The sequence below is a fragment of the Helicobacter pametensis ATCC 51478 genome (genome assembly GCF_000518225.1).
GTDB lineage: Bacteria > Campylobacterota > Campylobacteria > Campylobacterales > Helicobacteraceae > Helicobacter_G > Helicobacter_G pametensis.
Map to the genome: position 1 here is coordinate 21,536 of NZ_JADE01000012.1, position 11,640 is coordinate 33,175.

The 11,640-nt window shown below is 39.5% G+C and carries 10 protein-coding genes; 6 read left to right on the forward strand and 4 right to left on the reverse strand.

Going from position 1 to position 11,640, the window contains the following annotated elements; all coding sequences use genetic code 11:
• Window positions 1–57 precede the first annotated feature (57 nt).
• A complete protein-coding gene (locus T391_RS0104305) occupies window positions 58–588 on the forward strand; it encodes a phospholipase D-like domain-containing protein (protein WP_051420600.1) in 531 nt (176 codons plus the stop codon).
• Here the strand turns inward: T391_RS0104305 and fliR are convergent.
• The 3 genes from fliR to T391_RS0104320 are packed head-to-tail and all read right to left on the reverse strand — an operon-like array spanning window position 585 to window position 4,520.
• On the reverse strand, window positions 585–1,361 hold the full coding sequence (gene fliR, locus T391_RS0104310) for a flagellar biosynthetic protein FliR (RefSeq protein WP_027327299.1): 777 nt from the start codon (window positions 1,359–1,361) through the stop codon (window positions 585–587). The two genes, T391_RS0104305 and fliR, sit on opposite strands and share 4 nt — an antisense overlap.
• A gap of 39 nt (window positions 1,362–1,400) precedes the next feature.
• Window positions 1,401–3,383, reverse strand: coding sequence for a methyl-accepting chemotaxis protein (locus tag T391_RS0104315; RefSeq protein ID WP_027327300.1), 1,983 nt, complete (start codon window positions 3,381–3,383; stop codon window positions 1,401–1,403).
• A gap of 33 nt (window positions 3,384–3,416) precedes the next feature.
• Window positions 3,417–4,520, reverse strand: a complete 1,104-nt coding sequence (locus T391_RS0104320) for a DegT/DnrJ/EryC1/StrS family aminotransferase (protein WP_027327301.1) — start codon at window positions 4,518–4,520, stop codon at window positions 3,417–3,419.
• 91 nt (window positions 4,521–4,611) lie between these two features.
• Here T391_RS0104320 and htpG point away from each other — a divergent pair, with 91 nt between their 5' ends.
• From htpG to T391_RS0104345, 5 genes are read left to right on the forward strand one after another with little or no spacing between them, the layout of a single operon-like run.
• Window positions 4,612–6,465 (forward strand): molecular chaperone HtpG, encoded by a 1,854-nt coding sequence (gene htpG / locus T391_RS0104325; RefSeq protein ID WP_027327302.1) that lies wholly within the window; start codon window positions 4,612–4,614, stop codon window positions 6,463–6,465.
• 43 nt (window positions 6,466–6,508) lie between these two features.
• Window positions 6,509–7,255 carry a hypothetical protein gene (locus tag T391_RS0104330; RefSeq protein WP_027327303.1) on the forward strand — a complete coding sequence of 249 codons (747 nt, stop codon included), beginning with the start codon at window positions 6,509–6,511 and terminating at the stop codon, window positions 7,253–7,255.
• Entirely contained in the window at window positions 7,255–9,636 is a 2,382-nt protein-coding gene (locus T391_RS0104335; protein ID WP_051420601.1) for a heavy metal translocating P-type ATPase, read from the forward strand. The genes T391_RS0104330 and T391_RS0104335 overlap by 1 nt, the downstream gene beginning before the upstream one ends.
• Before the next feature lie 43 nt (window positions 9,637–9,679).
• Window positions 9,680–10,264 (forward strand): phosphatase PAP2 family protein, encoded by a 585-nt coding sequence (locus T391_RS0104340; RefSeq protein WP_027327305.1) that lies wholly within the window; start codon window positions 9,680–9,682, stop codon window positions 10,262–10,264.
• A gap of 5 nt (window positions 10,265–10,269) precedes the next feature.
• The gene (locus tag T391_RS0104345) at window positions 10,270–10,617 is read left to right on the forward strand and encodes a fluoride efflux transporter FluC (protein ID WP_158654542.1); all 348 of its coding nucleotides are present in this window, start codon (window positions 10,270–10,272) and stop codon (window positions 10,615–10,617) included.
• Window positions 10,618–10,632: 15 nt separating this feature from the next.
• Here the strand turns inward: T391_RS0104345 and lpxD are convergent, their stop codons facing one another.
• Window positions 10,633–11,592 (reverse strand): UDP-3-O-(3-hydroxymyristoyl)glucosamine N-acyltransferase, encoded by a 960-nt coding sequence (gene lpxD / locus T391_RS0104350; RefSeq protein WP_027327307.1) that lies wholly within the window; start codon window positions 11,590–11,592, stop codon window positions 10,633–10,635.
• Window positions 11,593–11,640 lie beyond the last annotated feature (48 nt).

Here is an 11,640-nt window from a genome sequence, read left to right on the forward strand (position 1 = left end):
ATTTTTCTCAGATTATAACTGCTAGAATTTTAAGATATTTTTCAAAAGGATCCAAGCTTGATTTTTTTAAAGAAAAAATGCCTACTCCTTCTAGCCTGCATCACACTCTATGCTAATGAGATTTTATATTTTATGCCTCAAGAAAATAAGCAAGCCCTCAATCATCTCATCTCGCTCATCCATGGAGCAAAAGAAAATATCAATATCTCAATCTATAGTTTTACCAATAGAGAGATCGCAAAAGCTCTTAGAAAATCAGCATCCCGTGGCGTATCAGTCAATATTATCTATGATAAATCAAGCAATTATAAGAATCCTAGCTCCACAATTGGCTTCCTATCCAAATACAAAAATATTCATACATGCCTACTTGAGGGACAACCCTCCCCAAATAAAAAATACAATGGCCTCATGCATCAAAAAATGGCGATCATCGATCGCACTGTTCTTATCATTGGTTCGGCAAATTGGAGCAAGAGTGCTTTTGCCCAAAACTATGAAACACTTTTTATGACCTCCAATCCTCAAAGCATCCGAAAAGCACTCAAAAATTTTTCCCAAATGTTTTCTAGCTGCACACCCTACTAATTCACAGACCAAAACATCATCTTGATGAATTCAAATGCCTCACTCGTTTGCAACTTGAAGTGATACATAATCGATCCCACAATCATCATCAACACAACAAAACCAATAGCGATCTTGATTGGAAATCCAATCGCCAAAAGATTAAACTGAGGATTTGTCTTCATAATCATTCCAAAAATCACATCACTTAAGAGCAAAACAGCCATCACAGGAAACGCCATTGCCAAGCCAACAAGCATCATACTTCCAAAAGCATTCACACAATATTGGACAAACTGATCTTGCAAAGCAAATGTTCCAAGAGGTAAAGCATGGAAACTTTGAGCGACCAAAATAAACAATCCATGATGAAAATCCAAACTCAAAGCAAGGACCAATGCCAAAAGCGCAATCACTTGAGCAATGATTGGCTTTTGTACTCCACTCACAGGATCATAAGCACTTGCCATCGTCAATCCCATCGAAAAGCTCATCAAATCTCCCCCAAAAGTGATCGCACTAAATACAAATTGCAACACCATACCCACACAAAAACCAAGCAGAATCTCCATCCCACCAGCAATCATAAATTCCACCAAGGTCCAATCATATTGCATAGGAGGAACAAGAGGAAAAAATAAAACTGCACAAAAGAAAACAAGTGCTCCTTTGATATTTGTAGAAATCAATTGATTATCAAAAAAAGGAAAAAAAGCAAACAATCCAGCAAATCTTAGAAGAAGCAACAAAAATGCGGCGATATTATTTTGAGTGAGTTCACTTAGAAATTCCATTAGCCCTCCTCGTGCAAATCTTCTTCTCTCAGATCTGTCTCACCAACGCTTAGAAATAGATTCTCCCACAATCTGATTGGCCATATCTGCGACTTCTTTTGCGATTTTTTCAGTCTCATTGGCAACTCTTGCATTTTGCTTCGTGACATTTTCAAGTTTTGAAATCGCATCATTGATGCTTGAGATTCCATTTGCTTGCTCTCTAATTGCAGAGCTCATCTCATCAATAGCTTGAGTGAGAGTATTGGTATTGGCCTCGATTTTACTCAGTGATTTTTGTGTCCGCTCAGCAAGTTTTCTGACCTCATCAGCAACGACAGCAAACCCTCGCCCATGCTCTCCAGCTCTTGCAGCCTCAATCGCAGCATTTAATGCCAAAAGATTAGTCTGCTCAGCAATCTCACTGATAATATTGACAATGTCACGAATATCAGCTGAATATCGGGTGACTTCTTGTGTCTTATCTTTGACCATTCCCATCGCCTCATGGATCTTTCTCACTGTCATTGCACTTTCTTGAAGTGAGTTAGATTGCTCAGAACTCCCATCAAAAAGTGTTTGAACAGAATCTTTGAGGATAAGAGATTTACTCTGCAAATCCTGTCCTTGAGCAAGAGAGTTTTCAAGCATCAATGCCAATGAATCTCGTAATGCATTGATATTTTGCACCAAAACATCAAAAGCCCCCTCACTTCGGATTCCTCCCAATCTGAGCTTGTTGGTGTAATTATAGGCACTATATTCTCTGAGGGCTTGATTTGTCTCCTCAAAATGTTTCTTAGTTGCACTAATCATTTCATTGACACTTTGTTTGAACTCTTCAAGTGAGGTATTGGTTGTGGAGTTTTGGATCAAAGTATCATAATCCCCCATTCTCACTCTATTGGCCACATCCTTTGCCTCAGCGATCAAAGCATGATCTGATTGGAGTTGAGTTTGAATATTTTGCATATTGTTATTGATCACTCTTGCCATCATGCCAAACTCATCTTGTGAATTGATGGAGATCTTGGATGCCTTCTTGCTCTTTCCGCCAAGATATGCAAAAAACTCAAGAAGTCCATTTTGGATCGATCGGATTGGTGCTAGCAGATAGCGAATCAAGAAAAACAAAACAGCAGCAATCAAAGACACAAAGCATAAGGTTAGAATAATTTGTTTTTTAAACAAAGCTGACAATTTAGATGCATAGTCACCCTCAGCCAAAGAAGAACACACAACCCATCGACTTTCTGGCAAAGATGCACACATTTTGCTCCGTGAATCTCCTCCTATGATGCTATAGCGAAATGGCACACCCTCTCCAGCCTGCTTATAAGCCTCCATCAAGCCCAAAACACCCTCATTTTGTCGAAGTAATAGATCTTTTTGGGGATAGACGATCAAAAAGTTGCGACGATCGATCAAAAAATCATAGGAATTTGGAGACATTTTGCTTTTGATAAGCTCCTCTCTTACGCGCTTAAGAGGCAAATCCCCTCCAAGAACTGCCACAAGTTTCCCATCCACAATCAAAGGGATAGAAAAGGTGACAACAATCTCATTAGTGAGATGATCGATATAAACCTCACCCATTTCTACCTTGCCCCCAGATCGATAAGCAAGCTGATACCACTCTCTTTTTCTTGCATCAAAACGAGCATTCTGCATCGTCAAATAACTAGGCTTCTCACTTTTTTGACTCACCACAAGAGAGCGTCCATCTTCTGCAAACCCGATAAAAACATTGCTAAAATCTGAAGCGTTATAGAAAGCTAGGAGCATATTTTCTAGCATCTTTGAATCAAAGATGACACCTGATTCTAAATTCTTGGCAAATCTTTGAAAATCATATTGAACTTGACGAATCTGATCTAAGATAAAAAATTTATTGTTTTCAATTTTTTGGCGTTGAGCTTCAATAATCACATCAAACATACGATCTTTTGCCTCTCTATATGAGACCCAAGAAAAACTCACAAAGCCAACCAAAGCCAACATTCCCATCAAGAAAGTCGTCTTCCATATCATACTTTTAAACATAATTCCTCCAAGCAAAAGCCATAACCTGTAATTTTAGCTCAAACGCTTTTTATTGAGAAAATCTTTGATATTTTTCACCACCCACTCAATGTCTTCATCCCTCAAATGCTCTCCCATTGGCAATGATAAAATCTGCCCGCTCCACTCTCTAGCATTTGAGCTTTCTTGATCTAAGCACATAGGATAATGTATCCCACACTCTATAGACTGCCCTCGGAGATATTTCATAAACTCATCTCTGCTCAATCCACTTCTCAAACGCACAACATACAAATGCCATACACTCCTCTCCCAGTCATCTATTTTTGGGGTTATCACACTGTCTTTGAGTTCTTCTAAGAGTTGGTTATAGAGCTTGGCACACTGGCGCCTACGCTCATTCCATTCTTGAATGTATCGCAATTTCACACTCAAGATTCCCGCCTGAATCCCATCCAATCTCGAATTACGCCCGATACGCAAATGTTCATACTTATCAATCCCTCGACCATGGTTGGCTAGAGATTGAGCCAATAGATATACCTCTTGCCTAGAAGTGACAATCGCCCCTCCATCCCCATATGCTCCAAGATTTTTCCCAGGATAAAAACTAAAACATCCTACATCTCCGATGCTTCCAGCATATCTTTTCTCACCAAATACAGAGATCCTAGCCCCAAAGCTCTGTGCACAATCCTCAATCACTCTCAAACCAAAATCACTGGCAATTTTCATAATCGATTCCATATCACACATACGACCATACAAATGCACTGGCAAAATTGCTGAAGTCTTGGCTGTAATACGAGATGGAATCTGTCCCACATCCATACAATAATCTTCGCCACAATCCACAAACACAGGATGCAAGCCTGCATTGACTACCCCCTCAAGTGTCCCAAAAAATGTATTTGCTGGGATGATCACTTCACTTCCCTTGGGCAAATCCAAAGCCCTTAGAGCCAATTCAATCGCATCTGTCCCATTCCCTACACCAAGCACAGATGAGATTCCTAAAAATTTCGCAAGCTCCCCCTCAAAGCGCTCCACATACTCTCCTCCGACAAATGCTCCCTTATCCATAATCTCTAATATAGTTGAGCAAATCTCATCTTTGATCCCCCGATATTGAGACACTAGATCCAAAAATTTGACCATTTTATTCCCTCGTAACAAACTCATATCATAAGGCAATTATAGGATTTGTTATAAAATTCCGTTTTCAAAATCAAATCCAAAGGATGACCTTATGGCAAAGCATACTTTTCAAACTCAAATCACCCAATTACTTGATTTGATGATTCACTCTCTTTATTCCAACAAAGAAATTTTCTTGCGTGAGCTCATCAGTAATGCCTCAGATGCCCTAGATAAGCTCAACTATCTCACCCTCACAGATGATCAGTACAAAAACATCTCTTTCTCACCCAAAATCAACATCAGTTTTGAAGAAAACAAAAGCATCACAATTGCTGATAATGGGATTGGGATGAGTGAGCAAGATTTGATTGATAATCTTGGAACAATCGCCAAATCAGGCACCAAAAGCTTTTTGGAATCTCTAAGTGGAGACAAAAAGAAAGACTCTGCTCTCATCGGTCAATTTGGAGTAGGCTTCTACTCAGCCTTTATGGTCGCTGAAAAAATTATTGTCCAAACCAAAAAAGCTGGAAGCGATCAAGCCTATGCGTGGGTGAGTGATGGCAAAGGAGAATTTGAGATCACACACTGCATCAAGGAAGAAAGTGGGACAGAGATCACCCTCTATCTCAAAGAAGAAGAAAAACACTTTGCTTCAAGATGGGATCTTAAAAACATCATTGATAAATATTCCGATCATATTGCATTCCCAATTTTTCTCAAATACACTCAAACAAAAACTGAAGAAAAAGATGGCAAAAAAGAGGAAATTATCGAAGAGAAAAATGATCAAGTCAATTCAGCAAAAGCACTATGGAAGCAAAGCAAAAGTGAACTAAAGCCTCAAGATTATCAAGAATTTTACAAATCCCTCACTCATGACAACAACGATCCTATGGCTTGGATCCATACAAAAGTAGAGGGTAACTTAGAATACACAACCCTCTTTTACATCCCAAGCAAAGCTCCATTTGATCTCTATCGTGTGGATTACAAATCTGGCGTGAAACTCTATGTCAAGCGTGTTTTTATCACAGATGATGACAAAGAGCTTCTTCCTACTTACTTGCGCTTTGTGAAAGGAATCGTCGACACGGAAGATCTCCCCCTCAATGTTAGTCGCGAGATCATTCAACAAAACAAAATCCTCTCCACAATCAAATCCGCATCCACTAAGAAAATTTTGAGTGAAATTGCAACACTTACAAAAGATGAGGAAAAATACAAAGAATTCTATGCTCAGTTTGGGAATGTTCTCAAAGAGGGACTTTATAGTGATTTTGAACACAAAGACAAAATCTTAGAACTCCTACGCTTTTACTCAGTCAAGCAGGGTCAAAACATCTCTCTTCAAGCCTATAAAGATTCAATGCCCAAAGAACAAAAAAGTATCTACTATCTCTTGGGAAATGATTTGGAGATCCTCAAGCACTCTCCAGCTCTTGAAAAATACACCAAAAAAGGCTTTGATGTCTTGCTTCTAACTGAAGAAGTTGATTCATTTGTGATGCCAAGTGTAAGTGAGTTTAATCAATCACCAATCAAAGACATCACCTCTACAGAGGCATTGCAAGAAGTGCAAGAAGAGATCACAGAGGAAATCACAAAAGAATTCCAATCACTCATTCAAACTTTCAAAGAAGCTCTACCAAGCGAAGTCAAAGAGGTCAAATTGGCTCAAAATCTTGATTCTCCACTCTGCCTTCTCTCTCAAGCAAGCAATCCGATGATGGCAAACTTAATGGCCCAAATGGGACAAAAAATGCCTGATGAAAAAATCCTTGAGCTCAATATCTCTCACCCCATCATTCAAGGACTAAAAAATATCCAAGACTCAAGCAAGCAAAAAGATTTCATCACTCTTCTCTATGGCAATGCCAAACTTCTTGAGAGTGGCAATCTAGGTGATACAAAAGAGTTTTGTGAAAAACTCAATCAGCTCATTTTGGATAATTTAAACTAAATAATTTTTCAAGTAAAATGAGATTTTAGCTAAAGGAGAAAAAATGAAAAAACAAGCCCTGCTATTGCTAGCATCAGCCTCATTGATGCTGGCTACAAGCCAAACCTACAAACAAAAAGTCGCTGATCTTTTAAGCAAAAAGACTCAAAGAGATATTCAAGTCAAGGAAGTTTTGGATCTTGATGGAAGCAAAAATCTCAAAGTTGTGATTCTCAATGATAAAAAAGATAAAACTGAGATTGCCGCTTTGGCGACAGAAGATGGAAATATCATCATTGGTCTATCCAATATCTTTCTCTCCAAAAGTGACAAAGACTTGGCTATCCTTGCACAAGCCTATCAATCCACACAACCCAAACCTACTCCACCCAATCCTGAGGCTCTCAACAAATTCTTCCCCTCCATTGCACAGGATCGCTTGATTTCTCTCAAATCTACAGCCAAAAAACCCAAACAAACTTTCTATCTCGTCTCTGATCCTCGATGCCCAGGGTGCAGAAAAGAACTTGACACTATTCAAGACAAGCTCAAAGAAGGTGATGTAAAAATCTTACTTGTTTCATTTTTGGGTGAAGAATCTGCTTATAAAGCAAAGCTGATCTATGACAAAGTTGCAAAACTCAAAGATGATCGCCAAAAGCTCAAAATCCTCCAAGAAGTTTTCAATCCTGACTACAAACTCACACCCAAAGACAAAACACAAAACATCAAGATGATCCAACAAAATAGCGAAGATGTCTCAAAGGTAGGAATCCAATCTGTTCCTTTTGTGCATAGCATTCAAAAATAGTGCAAAAGTGTAGCCATTGCCAAAATCTCTTTTCACCTGATGCATTGGAGAGATGCATCAGTGATGGCAAAGAGCTGTATTTTTGTTGCAATGGTTGCAAGAGTGTTTATTTTCTACTTCAAGAGTGCGATGTCCAAGCCTTCTATAGCAAACTCCATGACACCAAACTCTCTCCACCACTTCAAAACATCACAAACTATGACTATTATGACACGCCAAACTTTGAGCAAAAATACATCAAATCCCAACCCAATCAGGCCCAAATCACAATCCTCATTCACAATATTCATTGTTCTGCATGTATTTGGCTCAATGAAACAATGCTCAATAAACTTGATGGGGTTTTGGAAGCCTCTATCAATTACACCAATCATCAAGCAACCATCATTTGGAATCCCTCCAAAATCAAACTAAGTCAAATCATCCAGACAATCCATTCTCTTGGATATGGCATCAGTGTGGGGGAGCAGATGGAACAAAAAACAAAAGAAGAAAATCGCTTATTTTTCACCAAGCTAATCGTGGCTGTTTTTTGCACAATGAATATTATGTGGATTGCTGTTGCTCAATATAGTGGCTATTTCCAAGGAATCGCATCAAGTTACTCCCTGCTTCTCAACTCAGCCTCTTTTCTCCTCTGCACACCTGTTGTGTTTTTTAGTGGAAGTATTTTTTACACCAGTGCCATAAGAGGACTTAGAGTGCGGCGAGTGGGGATGGATCTCCTTGTTTTTAGTGGTAGTTTTATGACTTATTTGTATTCAATTTATGCCACTTTTATTGATCATGAAACCTATTTTGAATCTGTGAGCATGATCTTAACTTTTGTGCTCTTGGGTAAATTTTTGGAAAAGAAAGCTAGGGCACATGCTGCACAAACCCTACAATCTCTTTCCCTAGAGATCCCTCAAACAATCCGAATCAATGGAGAATTCCTCCCTCCTCAATCCATCCCAATTGGAAGCAAAATCGATGTATTTGTCGGTGAAAAAATCATCATTGATGGTATCTTGTGTTCCTCTTATGCACTTGTTGATGAATCCTCTTTGAGTGGAGAATCAAAACCCATTACCAAAAAAGCAGGAGATCCTATCCTCTCAGGCAGTATCAACCTCACACACAATATCCTCTATCAAACCACACAAACATTTGAACAAAGCACGCTTAACACGCTAATCGAGCTTGTCCAAAAAGCTCAAAACTCCAAACCCAAAATTCAGCAGGTCGCCAATGCGATCTCTTCAAGATTCTCAAAAATTGTCTTATTGATTGCATTTTTGACTTTTTGTTTCTACCTTTATCATCACACTCCATTTGATGAAGCACTCAAAATCGCTGTGAGTGTTATCATCATCGCTTGTCCATGTGCACTAGCTCTTGCTACACCTATTGCCAATACAATTGGACTTAGTCATGCCTATACCCAAGGGATCATCTTCAAACAAGGATCGCATCTAGAGGCATTGGCACAAATTGATACAATCTGCCTTGATAAGACAGGAACGCTCACACAAGGGCAACCCAAGCTCATCCAAGAATTTCAAATTGCACCCTATGACCCTGCTTTGCTGATTGGATTTTTACAACAAGATCTTCATCCTATTGCCAAAGGTATCCTTGCATCACTCACTCTACTCCAAACTCATCCTACACCCAAGATCACAGATTTTGAGCACATCCCCTCACAAGGGATTAGAGCCAACTCGCCTCAAGGTGAGCTTGTGGGTGGAAGGATTGAATTTTTGCGCTCTCTTGGGATTATGATTCCTTGCCTACCTCCTCATCTAGAGGGAAGTCTTTTTGCATTTGCCATAAATCACCAATTATGTGCCATTTTCGTCCTTCAAGATTCTCTCAAACCCAATGCCCAAGAAGTCATCCAAGCACTAAAATCCAAAAATCTCCATCTTTTTATCCTCAGTGGAGATGAAGAAAGCGAAGTCAAAAGAATCGCAAAAGAACTTCAAATCTCAACCCACTACGCCAAACAAACACCACAACAAAAAGCTCAAATCATCGCTTCTTTACAAACTCAAGGCAAAAAGGTAGCAATGATTGGAGATGGTTTCAATGATGCTCTTGCTCTCAAAAACGCACAAGTTAGTCTCACGATGGCAGATAAAAGCGACCTTGCTCTTCAAAGCAGTGATGTCATCTTGCTTCAAGATAAACTCAATGGAATCCTCAAAGCTATCCAAATCTCACAAAATACCTATCAAACAATCAAAGCCAACATCATTCTATCCATTCTCTACAATGCACTCACCATACCACTTGCCACCCTTGGATATATCTCTCCAATTTTTGCAGCGCTTAGTATGAGTGCAAGCTCCTTGATTGTCGTGTTTAACTCAATGCGTATCAAAAAAATCAATCCATAATCATCAAAGAGATTATAATTTCGCTTTTGCCCAAAGGAAAATCATGAAAATATTGCGTATTTTGATCTTGATCACTCTTTTGCTCTCTCCTCACGCATATGCCAAAAAAAATGGATTTGAAGAGTTTGGAGATCTCTTTAGACTGATGCCCCTTTATGTCGCGATCGCTACTATTTCGATTCAAGATTGGAAGGGATTGCTTCAGCTTGGTCTAGGGACTTTGGCCACACAACTCACAAGTGAAGGGATCAAATCACTCAATGAATGGTATGCACGAAAAGGCAATGAAGCGAGTATGATGTGGGCAAGACGCCCAGGATTTAATGACTTCAAAGGCATGCCAAGTGGGCATAGCTCTGGTGCATTTTCAGGAGCTGCTTTTGTTTATTATCGCTATGGTTGGAAAGCCGCAGTTGCTCCCATCATTCTAGCTAGTCTCACAGCAGCCTCAAGAGTCTATGCCAAAAAACACTCTATTCTACAAGTGAGTGTAGGAGCAGGAATTGCATGGGGATTTGCCTATCTTTTCACCGCACCTTACAAATCTAGTTTCTGGATCTCTCCAATCTTTGAGAAAGATTCTCAAGGAGGGGACAAAGTCGGTCTCAATCTTTCTTATAACTTCTGATGTTATTGCAAATTTTTTATGTGGGTTTGGGAAGCTTTGCTGGGGGTGTTTTGCGATTTTTAAGTTTTTATTTCCTCCCTTTTGGAATCTTAGGAAATCTCTTATGGGTCAATGTCTTGGGAAGCGTGTGCATAGGATTTCTTTCTCAAATACTTGTCTCTCAAGAGATGCGATTAGTATTTATTATGGGATTCCTAGGATCTTTTACAACCTTTAGCACTTTTTCTTTAGAGCTTTTTGAGCTCTTTTCTTCTCAAAAGTTATTGCTTGCTTTTTTGTATTTAGTGGCAAGTGTGATTTTGGGAGTTTTGGGAGTTTGGGGAGGTATCATCCTCTTTAGATGGATACTTTAACTCCACACAAGATGCTCAAGCTTTTTTCTTGAGCATCCTTCTTAGATTCACATAAAACTTCATCCACTCATCAAGCTCCATCAATGGATGTCCTCCCCACTTTGTATTGGGTGGGAGATTTTTACCCACAGCCCCTCTTCCTGCAATTTGCACAAAATCTCCGATATGGATATGTCCTCCAGTTCCAGCTTGTCCCCCCATCACTACATTGCGTCCAGTCGATGTCGATCCCGCAAGTCCGACTTGAGAAACCAAAATCGTATGCTCACCAATCACACAATTATGTCCAATCTGCACAAGATTATCAATCTTGCTCCCCTTCTTGATGCGTGTCTCTCCAAATACAGCACGATCGACTGTGCAATTTGCGCCAATCTCTACATCATCTTCAATCTCAACCACTCCATTATGAAAAATTTTAATATGCTTTCCATCTTGGGTATGTGCATATCCAAACCCATCACTTCCAATCACGCTCCCTGCATGAATATAGACACGATCTCCAATCACTGTGCGAGCATAAATCACAACATTTGGATAAATTTTGCAATCCTTCCCAATCTTAACCCCATCCCCAATCACAGCACCAGCCATCACAATGCTTCGCTCTCCAATCTCCACATCACGCCCCAAATACGCACCATCCATAACCACAGCACCTGCTTGAATCTTGGGATCTCTACCTTGTGAAGCAAAATTATCATAAGCAAAAAAACTTGAAAGATAAGCAAAAGCCAAATGAGGATTTGGCACGATAATTCCCTGCATCCCTGAGGGCACATGAGATTTATTTTTTTCTGCAATCAATACAGCTCCAGCCTGTGAATTTGCCAATCCTTCTAGATACTTATCCTGATCGATATATACCAAATCACATGCTCTAGCATCTTCAAGTGTGCTCAAAGATTCCACTTCAAAGTCTCTAAAACCCTGCGAATCAATTCCCAAATATTTCAAAATCTCAAACAATCTCATGCTATTTCCTTCACTTCTCAATCGTGCTATTTTATAATAAAAAGAAAA

Coding starts and splice junctions, on each gene's coding strand:
- fliR (WP_027327299.1), bottom strand. CDS start 1,361: ATGGAATTTCTAAGTGAACTCACTCAAAATAATATCGCCGCATTTTTG.
- T391_RS0104315 (WP_027327300.1), bottom strand. CDS start 3,383: ATGTTTAAAAGTATGATATGGAAGACGACTTTCTTGATGGGAATGTTG.
- T391_RS0104320 (WP_027327301.1), bottom strand. CDS start 4,520: ATGGTCAAATTTTTGGATCTAGTGTCTCAATATCGGGGGATCAAAGAT.
- htpG (WP_027327302.1), top strand. CDS start 4,612: ATGGCAAAGCATACTTTTCAAACTCAAATCACCCAATTACTTGATTTG.
- T391_RS0104330 (WP_027327303.1), top strand. CDS start 6,509: ATGAAAAAACAAGCCCTGCTATTGCTAGCATCAGCCTCATTGATGCTG.
- T391_RS0104340 (WP_027327305.1), top strand. CDS start 9,680: ATGAAAATATTGCGTATTTTGATCTTGATCACTCTTTTGCTCTCTCCT.
- lpxD (WP_027327307.1), bottom strand. CDS start 11,592: ATGAGATTGTTTGAGATTTTGAAATATTTGGGAATTGATTCGCAGGGT.